The organism is Leisingera sp. XS_AS12, from assembly GCF_041224635.1.
Lineage (GTDB): Bacteria > Pseudomonadota > Alphaproteobacteria > Rhodobacterales > Rhodobacteraceae > Leisingera.
In genome coordinates this window covers 1-16,382 of sequence record NZ_JBGFGM010000104.1, presented here as the reverse complement: position 1 = coordinate 16,382, position 16,382 = coordinate 1, and the positions used below count along the sequence as shown (strand labels likewise).

Here is a 16,382-nt window from a genome sequence, read left to right as displayed (position 1 = left end):
GATGACGCCGCGATACTTGTCGCGGATCAGTCCTGAGGTTCGCCGAACAGCCCGTCCATCTTGCGCGCCAGCTTGGCGTCCTGGGCGCTGATGCCGTCGACATCATGGGTCGTCAGCACCACTGTCACCTGGTTGTAGACATTGCTCCATTCCGGGTGGTGGTTCCATTTTTCCGCCCAGATCGCGGCGCGGGTCATCCAGCCAAAGGCATCGGCGAAATTGGTGAACTTGTAGGTCTTGGTGATCGCATCGCGCCCCTCGACCATCTTCCAGCCGGTGGCGAACAGCGGCTGCAGCAGCGGGCCGCGGGTGGCGTCGGAGAGTTTTTCGGTCATTCTTTTTCCTCTACTTGCGCTTTGCGGAACGGGCCATATTCGGTGAGGATTTCGATTTCCTCGTCGACCGCCGCGCGTTCGGCCTCCAGGTAGCGGCCAACCGCCTCGGCAAAGCCCGGATCTGCGATCCAGTGCAGACTATGGGTCTGGCGCGGCAGGTACCCGCGCGCCAGTTTGTGTTCTCCCTGCGCGCCGGCCTCGACACGTTGCAGCCCAAGGGCAAGAGCCAGTTCAATGGCCTGATAGTAGCACAATTCGAAATGCAGGCAGGGGTGATGTTCCGTGCAGCCCCAATAGCGGCCGAAAAGAGTGTCGCGGCCGATGAAATTCAAGGCACCTGCCACCGGGCGGCCGTTGCGCTCAGCCAGAACCAGTGCCACGTCATCGGCCATGGTGCGATGCAGCAGGTCGAAGAAGGACCGCGTCAGGTAGGGCGAGCCCCACTTGCGGGCGCCGGTGTCCTGGTAGAACTCCCAGAAGGCATCCCAGTGCGCGGGTTGCAGGCGATCGCCCTGATAGACATTGATCTCACCCCCGAAACACTGCGCCTGCATACGTTCCTTGCGGATGTTCTTTCGCTTGCGCGACGACAGCGCCCGCATGAAGCCCTCGAAATCGGAATAGCCCTCGTTCTGCCAGTGAAACTGCTGGCTGCTGCGCCGCATCAGCCCCATTTCCTCGCCCAGCCGGGCCTCGTCCTCGGTGCAGAAGGTTATGTGCAGGGACGACAGGTTGTTCTGCGAGGCGAGCTGCACCGCCCCTTGCAACAGAGCCGAGTGGCCAACGCCGTCAAAGCCGGGGCGCACCAGGAATCGCCGTCCGGTGGCCGGGGTGAACGGCACTGCCATCTGCAGCTTGGGGTAATAATGCCCGCCGGCCTGCTCATAGGCATGCGCCCAGTTGTGGTCGAAGACGTATTCGCCCTGGCTGTGCCCCTTGGCATAAAGCGGCGCGCAGGCGATCAGCTGCGCGTCCTTGTAGGCGGTCAGGTACTGCGGCTGCCAGCCCGTCCCCGGCCCCACCGAACCGCTTTGCTCAAGCGCCAGCAGGAACCGATGGGTGGTGAAGGGATCGCGCGCCCGCCCCCCCTGCGCAACCTCGGGGCACGCGCAGGCGTCCCACTCTGCCGCCGGGATCTGCGTCAAAGATGGCAGCAGCTGAATCTTGATCTGAGCGTGATCCATGGATTTCCTCCGCACCGCTTCCATGATGTGGGGTGTGCCCCTGCTTAATCAAGATGTTAGCGGCGGCAGGTATCTTTCAAAGGTCACGTTGTCAGCGAGCGCCTGAACCGCGGCCCCCTGCGCCGCCGATGTCACCGTCCAGCACAAGACCGGCACCCCCTCGCTGCGCATGCGCTGCACCAGCGGGCGCGCCAGATCGCTTGCCTCGTGACTGATAAAGGCACTGTGGCTGCGGTGAAAATCCGGAATGCCGCGCAGATGATCGCAGGTCGCCTCCGGCAGCTCGGGCCAGTCCTGTGGCACGTAGGCGCTGGTGACCAGCCCCCGCGCAAGCCTGGGCGACAGTTGCGCCATCGCCACCACTGAATGGGGGTTGAAGGACATCAGCGCCACCGGCCCTTGATACCCGTCCAGCGCGGCCGCGGCGGCCTTCTCCAACCGACCGTCCCCCGGCCCCATCTGGCCATGCTGGTCCTTCAGCTCGATCAGCAGCGGGACTTGTCCCGCCACCATCGCCAGCACCTCGGCCAGATCCGGGATGCCCTCACCGTCGCCACCTTTCAACGACGTGGCGCGCAGCTGGTCGCGGCTCTGGGCCCGGACCGGGCCTCGGGCCTGCGCGAGACGGTCAAGATCATCATCGTGAAACACCATGGCACAGCCGTCGGCGGACAGCTGCAGGTCGATCTCTATGCCATACCCCGCGGTCAACGCCGCGCGGATCGCCGCGCGGCTGTTCTCGGGCCGCCCCGCCGAGGCATCATGCAGGGCACGATGCGCCAGCGGCACGGCCAGGAACTCGGCTGGCAGGGCCGGTGTCATCGGATCTGGAATACGCCGTCGATCTCCACCGCCACGCCCAGCGGCAAAGACGGGCAGCTGACGGCCGAACGCGCGTGACGCCCGATGTCGCCCAGCACCTCGACGAGGAAATCGGACGCGCCGTTCACGACCTGCGGCTGCTGGGTGAAATCGGCGGTCGAATTGACGAAGGCGCCCAGTTTGACGACCCGCACAAGGCGCTCCAGATCGCCGTCGCAGGCTGCCTTCAGCTGGGCCAGCAGGGCAATGGCGCAGCGCTTGGCCGCAGCCTGTCCTGCCTCGACGTCCATGTCCGCGCCGAGGGTGCCGGTGATCAGGCCGTTTTCATCCGCAGAGATCTGGCCAGAGATGTAGACCATGTCACCGCTGACCACATAGGGCACGTAGTTTGCCGCCGGGGCGGGTGCGTCGGGCAGGGTCACGCCCAGGTCTTTCAGCTTTGCTTCGATGCTCATGGTGGCATTCCTCCAGTTCAGTTCTGGTCGGACGCTACTCGCCCGCCGCGAAATCGGAAAGAGCAAATGCGTAGCGGCGGCGTGGCATTGCGCCATCCGCCCGCTCCGAGCCCCCTGCCCGCTTGCGGCGCATGAAATGGTGCGCCGTCGCCCCATCGGACTGGGGCGACATCAGCTTTCGCGGAAGGCCTTGTTGAAATAATCGGCCAGCGGCTTGACCAGATAGGCCAGCGGCGAGCGGTCGGCGGTGCGGATGTAGCTTTCCACCGGCATCCCCGGAAGCAGCACCGTACCGGCTGGCAGCCGTCCCTGCTCACCGGGGTTCAATTCGATCTCGGCGCGGTAGTAGGACAGACCGCTCGAAGGGTCCTCGAACGCATCCGCCGAGACCTGTGTGACCTCACCAAAGAGTTCCGGCGTGGTGCGCTGGTCCAGCGCCGAGAACCGCAAGGTCACCTGCTGGCCGGTGTACAGCTGATCGATGTCGGTGGGCGCCACCTGCGCCGCGATCACCAGCGGGCGGTCCTGCGGTACGAGGTAGAGCACCGGATCGGCCGGGCGGATCACCGAGCGCGGCGTCTGCACCTGCAGCCCGTAAACCACGCCCGAAACCGGCGCCGTGATGTCGAGCCGTGCCAGACGCTGGCGCAGTGAGCGGCGCGTTTCGGCCAGCTCCAGCTCCTGGTAGCGCAGATCGCGCAACCGGCTGATGGCCTCCTCGCGACGTCCGGTGGCCAGCTTGAGGATCTCGATGTCGATCTCGGTGACGCGGCCCTCGGCCTGCGCTTCGGCAGCGACCAACTCCCCCAGCTGGCCGTCCAGATTGGCTTGGGTACGCCGCAGGTTCAGCACGGTTGTCGCCTGCGCAAGGCCGCGATCCAGAAGCGACTGCTGGTTGCTCAGCTCTTCCTCGATCAGCTCCAGCTGCACCTGCATCGATTTCTGCTGCGCCTGGATACCGCGGATCTGCTCTTCGATCTGTCCGCGACGCTTTTCCAGCTGCTCGATCTCGCGCGCGGTGGTGTCCTTGCGGGCCTGGAACAGCCGACGCTGGCCTTCGACCAGATCCTTCACATCCGGCTGGCGTTCGGCTGCCTCCAGCAGCTCCGGGTCAAAGGTTATGGCGTCCGCCTCGTCCCGCTCGGCCTCCAGCCTGCCACGGCGGGCCATCAGCTCGAACAGCTGGCCTTCGGTGATCACCAGCTGCGACATCAGCTCGGTCGCGTCGAGCCGGATCAGCGTATCGCCCTCGGCAACGGTGTCGCCCTCGTCGACCAGGATCTCGGCGACGATGCCGCCATCCAGGTGCTGCACCACCTGACGGTTGCGGTCGACCTCGAGACGTCCCGACGCCACCACCGCGCCGGAAATGGAGGACATTACCGACCAGGTGCCGAAACCGCCGACCAGCACCAGCAAGGTCAGCACCCCGAGGATCATCGGCCGCCGCGCGGTCCATTGGTTTGCAGCGCTCATCGCACACCTCCGGCACCGGTGGCCTGGCGGATATTCTGGTGGTTGGCGACCATTTCCTGCAGGACCTTATCCTTCGGGCCAAAGGCGGTCTGTGTGCCTTTGTCGATGACCAGCAGCATGTCACATTCCTGAATGGCAGCCGGACGGTGCGCCATGATCAGGACCGAGCGGCCCTCGGCCTTGATCTGCTTGATCGCCTGGTTGAGCGCGATCGACCCCTCGTTGTCGAGGTTGGAGTTCGGCTCATCCAGGATCACGATCACCGGGTCATCATAGAGCGCGCGTGCGAGGCCGACCCGCTGCATCTGCCCCCCCGACAGCCGCCCGCCGGAGGCTGTGACCTTGGTGTCGTAGCCCTCGGGCAGCTTCAGGATCATCTCGTGAGCGGCGGCCTTGCGTGCGGCGGCGACCACCTTCTCGGCATCGGGCTCCTGCTGGAGACGGGCGATGTTCTGGGCGATGGTGCCGTCGAAGACCTGGATGCGCTGCGGCAGGTAGCCGATGTGGCCGCCCAGCACGTCCGGCGCATATTGGTCCAGCGATGCCCCGTCGAGCCGCACCGACCCGGCGGCTGGCCGCCAGACCCCGGTCAGCGCCCGCGCCAGGGTCGATTTGCCGGCACCGGACGGGCCGATCACCCCGATGGCCTGGCCGGGCTGCACCCGGAAATTGACGTTTCGCAGCAAGGGCGTGTTGCCGCCCGGCGGCACCACGGCCAGCCCCTGCACCTCCAGAAGCGCCTTTGGCTTGGGCAACGCGGTACGGTCAGCCTCCTCCGGCACCTTGTCCAGCAGCTCGGCCAGGCTGTGCCAGCCCTTCAGCGCGCGCTGAACCATGCCCCATTGACCCAGCCCCAGTTCGATCGGAGCCAGGGCGCGGCCCATCAGGATCGAGCCCGCGATCATCGCCCCGGGCGTCACCTCGTTCTGCAGCACCAGGTAGGCGCCCAATCCCAGCATCGCCGATTGCAGGAACAGGCGCAGCGTCTTGGTCAACGTGGTGAAACCGCCGCCGGTGTCATTGGCAGCGACACTGTCCGCCAGCGCCGCATCGCGGGCCTGTTTCCAACGAGAGAAGGACGCGCCACGCATCCCCATCGACTGGATCATCTCCGCCTCGGTGCGGATTTCCTCGGACATGAGGTTGGCCTTGTGGCCGGTCATGTTGGCCTTTTGCATCGGCACGCGGGTGAAGATCTGGTTCAGCACCGCGATCAGCACCAGCACCGCGCCGCCGGCCAGCGCCAGCAGCCCCAACCAGGGGTGAAACAGCGCAATCCCCGCCAGAAAAACCGGTGTCCAAGGCAGGTCGAAGGCCGCCCCGAGCACCGGTGACGCGATCAGCCGTTGCACGGATTCAAGGTCGCTGAGGCCGGTCTGCGCGGCCGGATCCTGCGCCACCGCGGAGCGTCGGATCATCGCATCGAACACCCGCCGATCCAGCGCGGCCTGGAACCGCGCCCCGATCCGCGCCATGATGCGGCCGCGGGCATAATCCAGCAGCCCCATCATGCCATAGAGGAACACCACCAGCAGCGACAGCGCCAGCAAGGTCGCCTCGGACCGGCTCCCCAGAACCCGGTCGTAGACCTGCATCATGTACAAGGGCCCGGTGAGCATCAGCAGGTTCACGAAAAAGCTGAAAATCCCGACGGACCAGTAGAGCCCGCGGCTTTGCCGCCGCACCGCGCGCAGCTCTTCGTAGCCGTTCCTATAAATGCTTTTATTCATGTTCAGACTGCAATAGTGGTTCCGTGGCCTCGGCTCAGGGCTGATTTGTAGCAGTTCTGGCCCAAGGCAGGTAAAAAAATGTAATCAGACTGGAAAACGGCCGGAAAGCTCTTACGTCGCTTTTGATCCGCCGCCCCCTTATCAAGTGGACCCTTATCCGAATGCCTTTCATGTTGCGACTACTAAAAATCCCGGCGGTGTTTGTGTTGGCGGCACTGGCTGCAGGCTGTGCCACACAGGATCCGGTGGCCCGCAGCGCAGGCGAGGTTTTTGACCCCTACGAGAATACCAACCGCGCGGTTCACGGCTTCAACCGCGGCGTTGACCGGCTGGTGTTCCGCCCCGCTTCGAAGGGCTACGTCTCGATCGTTCCGCCGGATATGGTCACAAGTTTCGGCCTGTTCGCGGAAAATCTGTCGATGCCGGGCCAGGCCGTCAACGCCCTGCTGCAGGGCGATTTGAAATCCACCGGCGCCGCGCTGACGCGTTTTGTCGTCAACACCATCTTCGGGATTGGCGGGCTGGGCGATCCGGCATCGGATTTCAACGTGCCGGAAGTTGACACCGATTTCGGCGAAACGCTGCACGCCTGGGGCGTGGGTGAAGGCGCATATGTGGAATTGCCGCTGCTTGGCCCGTCGACCAGTCGCGATGCCGCGGGGATCGCAGTGGACTTCGTGCTGAACCCCTTGGGCTATGTCGAGCAGAATACCGCCAAGAACATCAGCATCTACGCTGAGATCGTGCGGCGGATGGGGGATCGTGGCAATTATTCCGACACCATCGATTCGATTCTCTACGAGAGCGCCGACAGCTATGCGCAATCGCGCCTGATCTACCTGCAAAATCGCCGGTTCGAGCTGGGTGACGGAGCGGAGATCAAGGAAATCGACCCGTTCGAACTGGATACTGAAGGATTCTGAATGATGAACCGCCGTACTTTCCTGTCTTCGCTTGCCGCTGGCGCCGCCGCAGTCGTCTCCGCCCCCGGGGCGCTTTGGGCGCTGACCGAGAGCCGGGCAAGCACGCTGATCAACAACCTGGTGGGCGACATCAACCGGGTGATCGAATCCGGCAAGGGCGAGACCGCCATGTTCCGCGAGTTCGAGCGCATCTTCTCGCGCTACAGCGACACCTCCTACATCGCCGCCTACGCCCTGGGCGTGGATGGTCGCCGTGCCAGCGCGGGCCAGAAACGTGCGTTTTCCAAGGCGTTCCAGGGCTACATCGCGCGCAAGTACGGCAAGCGGTTCCGGGAGTTCATTGGCGGCAAGCTGGAAGTCACCGGCGTCAAGAAGGTGAAGAAGTGGTATGAGGTCAGCACCATCGCCTACCTCAAGGGCCAGTCGCCGTTCGAAGTGACGTTCCTCGTGTCGGACCGGTCGGGCAAGGACCTGTTCTTCAACATGTTCATTGAGGGTGTGAACCTCCTGCTGACCGAACGCACCGAGATCGGCGCGATCCTGGACAGCAAGGGCGGCGACATCAACGCGCTGATCGCGGAACTGGAACGCCAGGGCTGAGGCCGATCGAGAAACGAATAGCCACCGGGCTCGCCGTCAAATCCGAACAGCCGCCGAGCCCCGTGACTGGAAACACAGGAAAGGCTCCCTGAAAAGGGAGCCTTTTTTCGTGCGCGCCGTTTACCGTCCAGCTCGCCCGCCCGGCGCCATGGCACCAATGATGCGACATGCGCCCGTGATCCGACGTCTTGAACAGGGCTGCCAAGGAGTGCGACGCGCGCCGCACCCTCGGTGCGGCGCCGGGCCCAACCAGCGCAAGCGCCCCAGAGGGGGCGCCGAGCCGGGCGGGAGCACGCCCCTTTCTGCGCCAATTGTCGGCACAGACTGGGAAGGCCGTCAGTTGCCCAGAATGTCGCGCAGGATATTGTCCACGGCACGCCCCAGCTCCTGGCCCAGGTTGGGCACCTGGCGCTTGCGACGCTCACGGCGGGTGGGCTGCGGCGGCGGGGCGATCGGGGCAGGCTCCAGCATCGGCAGCGGCTTTGGCTCAAGCCCCTCGTGGACCCGCACCATGGTTTCCCGCCAGATTTCGGCAGGCAGGCCGCCGCCCGTTACCCCCGTCAGCGGCGTGTTGTCATCGTAGCCCATCCAGACACCGGCCACGTAATCCGCGGTGAAGCCGATGAACCAGGCGTCCTTTGCCGCCGACGTCGTGCCGGACTTGCCCGCGGCCTGCCAGCCGGGGATCTGCGCCCGTCGCCCGGTGCCTTCGGAGATGACCTTCTCCATCATCCAGACCAGCTGCTGCGCCGCTTCGGTGCGGACCACCCGTTCCCCGATGCCGCCGCTGGCGCCCATCAGCGCCTCGCTGTCGGCAACCAGCCGCAGTTCATTCACCCCGTAGGGCGTCACCGAAGAACCGCCGTTGAGAATGCCCGCATAGGCGCCGGTCATCTCCAGAAGCGTGCTTTCGGACGCGCCGAGCGCCAGCGCAGGTCCCGCCGCGAGATCACTGTCGATGCCGAAATCGCGCGCCACGCGGCTCACCTTGTCGCGGCCCACCGCCTCCGAGAGCTTGACCGCAGGCACGTTCAGGGAATCGCGCAACGCCCGCGCCAGGGTGACCTCGCCATAGAACTTGCGTGTATAGTTCTCCGGGCACCATTGGCCTGATCCGGGAATGTTCATGCAGTATCGTGCATCAAGCACCCGGTCATAGGGCGAGTATCCAAGTTCCAGCGCGGTGGCATAGACGAAGGGTTTGAAGGCCGACCCGGTCTGCCGCTTGGCCTGGGTCGCCCGGTTGAACACGCCCGACACCCGCGTCTTTCGCCCACCGACCATCGCGCGCACGGCGCCGTCGGCACTCATCACCACGATCGCCGCCTGCGCCTTGGAGCCTTCGCGGACCTTGTTCTCAAAGACGTATTTCAGCGCCTCCTCGGCGGCACGTTGCAGTCGCTGATCCAGGGTCGAGCGGATCACGACGTCCTCGGTGGTCTGATCGCCAAGGAAATCGGGGATGCTGTCCATCACCCAATCCGCAAAGTAGCCCCCGGCCCGCGCTGCCGCTGCCTCGCTCAGCCCGGCCGGGTTGTTCTGAAAGCGCGTCATCTCGGCCGTCGTCAGGTAGCCCTGCTCCTGCATCAGCCGCAGCACCGTCGCGGCCCGATCCTGCGAACGCTTGAGGTCATTGGTCGGCGCCAGCGTCGACGGGGCGGTCAGCAGACCCGCCAGCATCGCGCCCTCGGCCGGGTTCAGCTGGTTCGCGGATTTGCCGAAGTAGCGCTGCGCGGCCGCTTCGGCGCCATAGGCCCCGCCGCCCATGTAGGCGCGGTTCATGTAGATCGAGAGGATATCATCCTTGGTGTATTTCAGCTCCATCGCCAGCGCGAAGATCGCTTCGGTGCCCTTGCGCCACAGCGAACTCTTGCGGCAGTCGGCCTCGTAGGCGCGCTCGTTCTCCCATTCCGCAGGGTCATAGATCCGCCCCAGGCACAGGAGTTTGGCGGTCTGCTGGGTGATGGTCGAGCCGCCGTGCCCCGACAGCGGTCCCCGTCCTTCGCGCAGGTTGATGCGTATGGCGCTGGCGATGCCGCGCGGCGAAATCCCGAAATGCTGGTAGAAGCGCTTGTCCTCGGTGGCGACGATGGCGTTCTTCAGATGCGGCGAGACGGTGTCGGCACGCACCACGCCGCCGAACTGGTCCCCCCGCCAGGCGAACACTTCGCCATTGCGGTCCAGCAAGGTGACCGATCCCCGCGCGCGCCCATCAAGATAGGCCGAGACCTCGGGCAATCTTGCGTATTGGAACGCCACCGCGACCGCCACCAGCAAGCAGGCCACCATGCCAATGCGCCAGGTGAAGCCCCAGAGCAGCCGGAACGCCCAGACGAAGGGCGCCAGAAGCAGGCCGAGGGGGCCGCGCTTTTTCCGCACCGGTCTGGGGGCCGGTTTCCTGGGCCGGAACAGGCCCAGCAGACTGAAGCCTCCACGGCGCTTGCCCGTCGTCGGCTTGCGCCCGGACGTCTTGGCGGCGGCAGGCTTGCGCTTGCCACCTGCATAATTGCGCTTGTCTGCCACCAAGGGCTTGCGCCCGTTTCCTTGTGCCATCTCGAAGTCCTGCCCGGTTTACCCGTTTGCGCCGACAATACCCCGGCGCCATGGGAATGTAGAGGGGCCAGAAGCCCGCAAACCTGCTTTTCCAGATGTCCGGTTTTTAGGCGACTGCCCCAAAAGGCGCAAAATTTTTGTGCGCTCGGCGCGCTGCACGCGGAAACCTGCTCCCAATTTATAGGCACGACTCGGCCCAGCGTCTTTTCTGCAGATGCAAACGCGCCTGACAGCTGCCCCGCAACGGACAGCGCCTGAGGGCAAACATTGGACGGAAACTGGGCAACCCAAGGGGTACTGAGATGAAAATGATCATAGCCGCCATCAAGCCCTTCAAGCTGGACGAGGTCCGAGAGGCACTGACTGGACTGGGCGTCAGCGGATTGATGGTGAATGAAATCAAGGGCTTCGGCGCGCAAGCCGGGCATACAGAAATCTACCGCGGGGCCGAATACGAAGTGAACTTCGTGCCCAAGGTGAAACTGGAGCTGGTGGTCCCGGACGAGCTGGCCGAGCCCGCCGTCAGCGCCATCGCCGAAACCGCCCGCACCGGCAAGATCGGTGATGGCAAGATTTTCGTGCTGGATGTCGAACAGGCTGTGCGGGTGCGCACCGGCGAAACCAACCTCGAGGCGCTGTAAGGCGCCCGCCATGGAGGAAAGACTTATGAAGAACCTGAAACTCCCCCTTGCGGTGCTGGCGCTGGCAGCCCTGCCGGGCCTGGCGCTGGCCCAGGACGGCCCGGTGGCCGGCGTGAACCCCGCGACCGACACGGTGTTCATCCTGAACTCACTGCTGTTCCTGATCGGGGGCTGCCTGGTGTTCTGGATGGCCGCCGGTTTCGCGATGCTGGAAGCAGGTCTGGTGCGCTCGAAGAACGTGACCATGCAGCTGACCAAGAACATGGCGCTGTTCTCGCTGGCGGCCGTGTTTTACTGGCTGATCGGCTACAATCTGATGTATCCGCTGGGCAACTGGGCGATGGACGGGGTTCTGTCCGGCGTCTTTGGCCCCGGCGTTCTGGAAGCGGTCGGTATCACCGCCGATGCGGCGGATGACTATTCCTATGCCGCCACCGGCTCGGACTTCTTCTTCCAGCTGATGTTCTGCGCGGCGACCGCCTCGATCGTGTCGGGCACCCTGGCCGAGCGGATCAAGCTGTGGCCCTTCCTGATCTTCACCGTGATCCTGACCGCCGTGATCTACCCGCTGCAGGCCAGCTGGAAATGGGGCGGCGGCTTCCTCGACCAGATGGGCTTCCTGGACTTCGCCGGTTCCTCCGTGGTGCATTCCGTGGGCGGCTGGGCGGCTCTGACCGGCGCGCTGATCCTCGGCCCGCGCATCGGCAAGTACAAGGACGGCAAGACCGTACCGATGCCCGGCTCCAACCTGGCGCTGGCGACCCTGGGCACCTTCATCCTGTGGATGGGCTGGTTCGGCTTCAACGGCGGCTCGCAGCTGGCGATGGGCACGGTCGGCGACGTCGCGGACATCAGCCGCATCTTCTCCAACACCAACGCCGCAGCCGCAGGCGGTGCCGTGGCAGCGCTGGTGCTGACCCAGGTTCTGTTCCGCAAGCCTGACCTGACCATGATCCTGAACGGCGCGCTGGCCGGCCTCGTGTCGATCACCGCAGAGCCGCTGACCCCATCCCTGGGCATGGCCACCCTGATCGGCGCAATCGGCGGCATCATCGTGGTCTTCGCGGTGCCCTTCCTCGACAAGCTGAAGATCGACGACGTGGTCGGCGCGATCCCGGTCCACCTGATCTGCGGCATCTGGGGCACCATCGCGGTTGTGCTGTCGAACCCCGACGCCTCGCTGATGACCCAGCTGACCGGCATCGTGACCATCGGCGTGTTCACCGTCGTCGCCTCCACCGTCGTCTGGCTGATCCTGCGGGCCACCCTCGGCATCCGGGTCGACGAGGAAGACGAGGTCAACGGGCTGGACATGGCGGAGCTGGGCATGGAAGCCTACCCCGAGTTCTCGCCGAGCTGACTTTTCAGCCCTTGAAACAAAAGCGCGGCGCCTGCTTCAGGCGCCGCGTTTCGCTTTGGACGGAAACACTTACTCAGCGGCCCAAGTGCAAGCATCCACCACGGATTGGGCGCACGTTCTTGGAGTATTAAGGGCGGAGTTCGAAGCCGGAAGCCGGTTTCTTGCCACGGAGCCGCTCCGCATTACTTCTTTGGGCCAGAGGCGCGATGACCTTGGTTTACACGTTAGCTACAGCCGTTCCCTCGAATGCCCGAAGGTACGGCAGTTTTCTTGAGGAACGGATCATCCGTCCTCGCTGCCGACTGCCAATGGGCAATTCCGGCGAGGGCAGATCCCGCAGCGGGTCGTGGAGGCTCGAATATGAAACCCAATTTTATCATTGCCGGTGCTCCTAAGTCTGCGACTTCCTGGCTGGTGAATGCACTCAAACGCCACCCCGATACCTACCTGCCCCGGAGCGAGCTGCATTTTTTCAATATCAAAGAAAATTTCGCTCGCGGCTTTGACTGGTACTGCCGGAAGTTCGACCCAGGGAGAGGGCGGCGCGCGATTGGCGAGAAAACTCCCAACTATATGTGGATTACGCCAGCCCCGCACGAAAGCCGCTTTGGCACTCATCTTCCGAATATACATAAGGCCATTCATCGCCTGCTGCCGGACGTAAAGCTGATCTTTGTGCTACGCGACCCGGTAGACCGCTTGGTTTCGGCCTTTAATCATTACCGCAGAAGCGGCCAGTTTTCACCGTATTGGGATTTGGAAGATGTCGTCTTCGGCCGCAAGGCGCATCTAGGTGAGAAATACGGCCTGATAGACATGGGGCTATATGCAAAACACCTTGAGGCCTATTATCAGTTATTTGATCAAAGCGTCTGAAGGTGATTATTACCGAAACCGACATCAAAGGCGCCGCAGATAAGACTTTGGAAGACATATGCCGGTTTTTGGACATTGATCCCGGACATCCGGAGATGAATCCCGAGAAGGAAATTAATTCCTTTGACCCCATACGGGTCTCCCAAGCCTATCTGAACTACCTCAATCCGTTTCCGAATGTGAAATCGTTCAAACGGGGCGCGCAGTTCGCCTCAAAAATTCTGAGGGGGCCACCGCTGAAAAAATACGTCCCGGACGAGAACATCTCGCAGAAAATCGCCGAAATCTATGCCGGACCCAACCAAATACTATTCAACTTAATTGATCGGCAGGATGTGAACTGGAAGTAATCCGCCCCGCCGGATAATCCAGCCTCCACGCGGGCCGCGCCATAAGGCGCGACCCTTCGTTGGCGGCCTGAAGCTTAAACGCCCGCGTCGACGATCGCCTTGGCAAGCACGGGAACCGTCTTGGTGTTCAGACCGGCAATGTTCAGGCGGCTGTCGCCAACCATGTAGATGCCGCTGTCGACGCGCATCTTCTCGACCAGTTCGGGCGTGGTGCCCAGAAGCGAGAACATGCCGCGGTGCTGGGCGATGAAGCCGAAGCGATCCGAACCGGTCAGGCGCTGCAGTTCATCGGCCAGTTGCTGGCGCAGGGCCAGCATGCCCAGACGGGTTTCCTCCAGCTCTGCGGCCCAATCGGCGCGCAGTGCCTCGTCGTTCAGGATCATGGTCACCAGGCGCGCACCGTGGTCCGGCGGGAAAGAATAGTTCTGCCGGTTCAGGAAGGCCAGCGTGCCCTGGTTCAGCGCCTGCGCGCCCTTGTCCTGGCTCACCGCCATCAGCAGGCCGGTGCGCTCGCGGTAGATGCCGAAGTTCTTCGAGCAGCTGGCTGCGATCAGCACCTCGGGGCAGCCCGCGGCAACCATACGCACGCCCTTGGCGTCTTCTTCCAGGCCATCGCCAAAGCCCTGGTAGGCGATGTCGATCATCGGGATCAGGCCGCGCTCGTTGAGAAGCGCGATGACCTCTTTCCACTGGGTCTCGTTCAGGTTGGCGCCGGTCGGGTTGTGACAGCAGCCGTGCAGCAGCACCACGTCGCCCTTCTCGGCACCCTTCAGATCCTCGATCATACCGTCGAAGTCCACGCCACGGGTTTCGCGGTCGAAGTAACGGTAGGTGACGGTCTCGATGCCAACGTATTTCAGGATCGAGATGTGGTTCGGCCAGGTCGGATCCGAGACGAAGACGCGCGCCTTGGGGTTGGCCATGCGGATCATCTCGAAGGCCTGACGCACCGCGCCGGTGCCGCCGGGGGTGGCCGCGGCAGCGATGTTTTCACGCGCGACCGCATCGCCGAGGATCAGCCCAATCATTGCGTCCGCATAGGCCGGATCGCCCGCCAGGCCGGTATAGGCCTTGGTGGTCTGCTCTTCCCACAGCTTGTGTTCAGCCGCCTTGATGGCGCGCATCACCGGGGTGACGCCCTCGGCATTCTTGTAGACGCCGACACCTAGGTCGACCTTCTCGGCGCGCGGATCGTCGCGGTACATCTGCATCAGCGCCAGAATCTTGTCAGCTGGCTGGGGTTTGAGGGTCTCGAACATCAGTTCTCTCCGGTTGCAACGGGAAGGGTCGGGAAGGCACCCCATTCCGCCCAGGAGCCATCATAAAGCGCGTGATCGGTCTTGCCGATCCGCTCCATGGCGAGGCTGAGGACGGCGGCTGTGACACCCGATCCGCAGGTGGTGATGGCAGGTTTGTTCAGGTCGACCCCGGCTGCGGCGAAGGCCGCGCGGATGCCGTCGGCATCCTTCATGGTGCCATCCGCGTTCAGCAGGGTCGTGAAGGGGACGTTCTTGGAGCCGGGAATATGCCCGGCGCGCAAACCTTCGCGGGGCTCGGGCTTGTCGCCGCGGAACCGCTCGGCGGAGCGCGCATCGATGATCTCGTGATCGCCCAGCTTGGATGCGGCGGAGACCTGGGTCACATCGCGCACCAGCTGGTTCTGCACCCGCACCGTCATGTGGCGGTCCCGGATCACCGGCGGCAGATCCTCGACCGGGTGCCCTTCGGCCTGCCATTTCGGCAGACCGCCATCCAGCACCGCGACATTGGTCTGCCCCATCAGGCGGAACATCCACCAGACGCGGGCCGCGGAGAACAACCCCTTGCCGTCGTAGATCACCACCTGATGGCCGTCGCCGACGCCCATGGCGCGCAGCCGCGACATGAACTTCTCCACCGGCGGCATCATGTGCGGCAGGTCCGAGCGGTGGTCGGAAATCTCTTCGATATCAAAGAAACGCGCGCCGGGGATATGCGCGGCCTCGTATTCCGCCCGCGGGTCGCGCCCTTCCTGCGGCAGATACCATGAGGCGTCCAGGATCCGCAGATCCGGGTCCTTCAGATGAGCAGCCAGCCAGCCCGTGGACACAAGCGTTTTCGGATCATCCAGCATCGAAGCGTCTCCCTGTCAGCGCTGGCGCCATGCGTACAGCCGCCAGCCCATCGGTGCAAGCCATCCGCGATTTTTACGGTCTGTTACGAGTTTGTTGCGAGGGTGCTGGCGGCGAATGATCGCACCCCTGCTCAAATACCGGCATTTTTCCAAGGCCAGACTACAGGCGTCATTGATGATAAACTTACGCATCTTACTTGCGACCCTTGCAGCGGCGCTTTCGCTGGCCAGCGCCGCCTTTGCCGACGACACATGCGCGCCGGTCGGCCAGGAGTGTATTCCGAATGACGCGCACACCCAGCAACTGCGCATCGGCCCGCAAACCCCAAGCCTGTACGCGCTGCCAGCCCTGCAGAACCTGCAGGATCTGACCCTGATCGCCGAGCTGCATTACGAGATGCCCGTTGATCTCACTCCGCTGGCCGCGTTGCCGAACCTGGAAAAGCTGGCCCTTGTCGGCATCCATGCGGTGGATCTGTCACCACTGCTGCAATTGCCCAAGCTGAAACGCCTCAGCCTTGATTCCGTCTCCGCGCCGGATTTCACGCCCCTCGCCAGTTTGACCTCCCTGGAACACCTGTCTGTCTGGGGGATCGACGCGGTAACCGACCTGGAATTCGCCCGCGACCTGCGCCAATTGCAGAGCCTGAACATCGCGGATTCCGGCGTCACTGACCTGTCACCGTTGACCGGCCTCGACACGCTGGAGGTCTTCCTGGCGTTCAACACCGAAATCACCGATCTGTCGCCGCTGGCGGCGGCAAACCTGCGGGTCGCCTGGATCTCGAACTCTCCGGTGACCAGCCTGGCTGCGCTGGCGGGATCAACACGCCTCGAGATGCTGCGCGCCGAGGGCACCCGGTTGCAGTCGCTGGACGGGCTGGCCAACAAACCGGCGCTGCGCACGGTGATCCTGTCCGACACGCCGGTTTCGGATCTCGGCCCGCTGGCCGGAGCGACAAGC

16 protein-coding genes are annotated in these 16,382 nt (G+C 63.9%); 7 read left to right on the top strand and 9 right to left on the bottom strand.

Features of this window, described 5'->3' with window-relative positions:
* Positions 1-26 precede the first annotated feature (26 nt).
* From AB9K35_RS12895 to AB9K35_RS12870, 6 genes are all read right to left on the bottom strand, one after another.
* Positions 27-335, bottom strand: a complete 309-nt coding sequence (locus AB9K35_RS12895; RefSeq protein WP_222454846.1) for a 4a-hydroxytetrahydrobiopterin dehydratase — start codon at positions 333-335, stop codon at positions 27-29.
* Entirely contained in the window at positions 332-1,519 is a 1,188-nt protein-coding gene (locus AB9K35_RS12890) for a GNAT family N-acetyltransferase (RefSeq protein WP_222454845.1), read from the bottom strand. Before AB9K35_RS12890 ends, AB9K35_RS12895 begins: the two co-directional genes overlap by 4 nt.
* A gap of 48 nt (positions 1,520-1,567) precedes the next feature.
* Positions 1,568-2,341 (bottom strand): glycerophosphodiester phosphodiesterase family protein, encoded by a 774-nt coding sequence (locus AB9K35_RS12885; RefSeq protein WP_369926613.1) that lies wholly within the window; start codon positions 2,339-2,341, stop codon positions 1,568-1,570.
* Positions 2,338-2,796: a RidA family protein gene (locus AB9K35_RS12880; RefSeq protein WP_369926611.1), complete on the bottom strand. Its 459-nt coding sequence runs from the start codon at positions 2,794-2,796 to the stop codon at positions 2,338-2,340. The genes AB9K35_RS12885 and AB9K35_RS12880 overlap by 4 nt, the downstream gene beginning before the upstream one ends.
* 171 nt (positions 2,797-2,967) lie before the next feature.
* Positions 2,968-4,272: an HlyD family type I secretion periplasmic adaptor subunit gene (locus tag AB9K35_RS12875; protein ID WP_222454842.1), complete on the bottom strand. Its 1,305-nt coding sequence runs from the start codon at positions 4,270-4,272 to the stop codon at positions 2,968-2,970.
* Positions 4,269-6,002 carry a type I secretion system permease/ATPase gene (locus AB9K35_RS12870; RefSeq protein WP_222454841.1) on the bottom strand — a complete coding sequence of 578 codons (1,734 nt, stop codon included), beginning with the start codon at positions 6,000-6,002 and terminating at the stop codon, positions 4,269-4,271. Before AB9K35_RS12870 ends, AB9K35_RS12875 begins: the two co-directional genes overlap by 4 nt.
* A 170-nt stretch (positions 6,003-6,172) precedes the next feature.
* On the opposite strand from AB9K35_RS12870, the gene AB9K35_RS12865 reads away from it, so the two are divergent.
* Together AB9K35_RS12865 and AB9K35_RS12860 are read left to right on the top strand one after the other, a co-directional pair.
* A complete protein-coding gene (locus AB9K35_RS12865; RefSeq protein ID WP_369926608.1) occupies positions 6,173-6,925 on the top strand; it encodes a VacJ family lipoprotein in 753 nt (250 codons plus the stop codon).
* Between the two features lie 3 nt (positions 6,926-6,928).
* A complete protein-coding gene (locus AB9K35_RS12860; protein WP_369926606.1) occupies positions 6,929-7,525 on the top strand; it encodes a phospholipid-binding protein MlaC in 597 nt (198 codons plus the stop codon).
* Positions 7,526-7,861: 336 nt separating this feature from the next.
* Here AB9K35_RS12860 and AB9K35_RS12855 read toward each other — a convergent pair whose 3' ends face one another.
* Complete coding sequence (locus tag AB9K35_RS12855) at positions 7,862-10,078, bottom strand: transglycosylase domain-containing protein (protein ID WP_369926604.1); 2,217 nt, start codon at positions 10,076-10,078, stop codon at positions 7,862-7,864.
* A 302-nt stretch (positions 10,079-10,380) separates the two neighbouring features.
* Between AB9K35_RS12855 and AB9K35_RS12850 the strand changes: the two genes are divergently transcribed.
* From AB9K35_RS12850 to AB9K35_RS12835, 4 genes are all read left to right on the top strand, one after another.
* Complete coding sequence (locus tag AB9K35_RS12850; protein ID WP_222454837.1) at positions 10,381-10,719, top strand: P-II family nitrogen regulator; 339 nt, start codon at positions 10,381-10,383, stop codon at positions 10,717-10,719.
* A 25-nt stretch (positions 10,720-10,744) separates the two neighbouring features.
* Positions 10,745-12,079, top strand: a complete 1,335-nt coding sequence (locus AB9K35_RS12845; RefSeq protein WP_369926885.1) for an ammonium transporter — start codon at positions 10,745-10,747, stop codon at positions 12,077-12,079.
* 360 nt (positions 12,080-12,439) lie between these two features.
* A complete protein-coding gene (locus tag AB9K35_RS12840; protein WP_369926601.1) occupies positions 12,440-12,955 on the top strand; it encodes a sulfotransferase in 516 nt (171 codons plus the stop codon).
* 2 nt (positions 12,956-12,957) lie between these two features.
* Complete coding sequence (locus AB9K35_RS12835; protein ID WP_369926599.1) at positions 12,958-13,305, top strand: hypothetical protein; 348 nt, start codon at positions 12,958-12,960, stop codon at positions 13,303-13,305.
* A 74-nt stretch (positions 13,306-13,379) separates the two neighbouring features.
* Here the strand turns inward: AB9K35_RS12835 and AB9K35_RS12830 are convergent, their stop codons facing one another.
* Positions 13,380-14,564: an amino acid aminotransferase gene (locus tag AB9K35_RS12830; RefSeq protein WP_222454835.1), complete on the bottom strand. Its 1,185-nt coding sequence runs from the start codon at positions 14,562-14,564 to the stop codon at positions 13,380-13,382.
* Positions 14,564-15,418: a 3-mercaptopyruvate sulfurtransferase gene (gene sseA / locus AB9K35_RS12825; protein ID WP_222454834.1), complete on the bottom strand. Its 855-nt coding sequence runs from the start codon at positions 15,416-15,418 to the stop codon at positions 14,564-14,566. The genes AB9K35_RS12830 and sseA overlap by 1 nt, the downstream gene beginning before the upstream one ends.
* Before the next feature lie 175 nt (positions 15,419-15,593).
* Here sseA and AB9K35_RS12820 point away from each other — a divergent pair.
* Positions 15,594-16,382: leucine-rich repeat domain-containing protein (locus AB9K35_RS12820; protein WP_369926596.1), on the top strand; the 789-nt coding region annotated here is incomplete at its 3' end.

Excerpts from the sequence above, each read along its gene's own strand:
- sseA (WP_222454834.1), bottom strand. The coding sequence starts at position 15,418 with ATGCTGGATGATCCGAAAACGCTTGTGTCCACGGGCTGGCTGGCTGCT.
- AB9K35_RS12895 (WP_222454846.1), bottom strand. The coding sequence starts at position 335 with ATGACCGAAAAACTCTCCGACGCCACCCGCGGCCCGCTGCTGCAGCCG.
- AB9K35_RS12875 (WP_222454842.1), bottom strand. The coding sequence starts at position 4,272 with ATGAGCGCTGCAAACCAATGGACCGCGCGGCGGCCGATGATCCTCGGG.
- AB9K35_RS12860 (WP_369926606.1), top strand. The coding sequence starts at position 6,929 with ATGAACCGCCGTACTTTCCTGTCTTCGCTTGCCGCTGGCGCCGCCGCA.
- AB9K35_RS12850 (WP_222454837.1), top strand. The coding sequence starts at position 10,381 with ATGAAAATGATCATAGCCGCCATCAAGCCCTTCAAGCTGGACGAGGTC.
- AB9K35_RS12865 (WP_369926608.1), top strand. The coding sequence starts at position 6,173 with ATGTTGCGACTACTAAAAATCCCGGCGGTGTTTGTGTTGGCGGCACTG.
- AB9K35_RS12890 (WP_222454845.1), bottom strand. The coding sequence starts at position 1,519 with ATGGATCACGCTCAGATCAAGATTCAGCTGCTGCCATCTTTGACGCAG.
- AB9K35_RS12870 (WP_222454841.1), bottom strand. The coding sequence starts at position 6,002 with ATGAATAAAAGCATTTATAGGAACGGCTACGAAGAGCTGCGCGCGGTG.
- AB9K35_RS12880 (WP_369926611.1), bottom strand. The coding sequence starts at position 2,796 with ATGAGCATCGAAGCAAAGCTGAAAGACCTGGGCGTGACCCTGCCCGAC.
- AB9K35_RS12885 (WP_369926613.1), bottom strand. The coding sequence starts at position 2,341 with ATGACACCGGCCCTGCCAGCCGAGTTCCTGGCCGTGCCGCTGGCGCAT.
- AB9K35_RS12830 (WP_222454835.1), bottom strand. The coding sequence starts at position 14,564 with ATGTTCGAGACCCTCAAACCCCAGCCAGCTGACAAGATTCTGGCGCTG.
- AB9K35_RS12845 (WP_369926885.1), top strand. The coding sequence starts at position 10,745 with ATGAAGAACCTGAAACTCCCCCTTGCGGTGCTGGCGCTGGCAGCCCTG.
- AB9K35_RS12855 (WP_369926604.1), bottom strand. The coding sequence starts at position 10,078 with ATGGCACAAGGAAACGGGCGCAAGCCCTTGGTGGCAGACAAGCGCAAT.
- AB9K35_RS12840 (WP_369926601.1), top strand. The coding sequence starts at position 12,440 with ATGAAACCCAATTTTATCATTGCCGGTGCTCCTAAGTCTGCGACTTCC.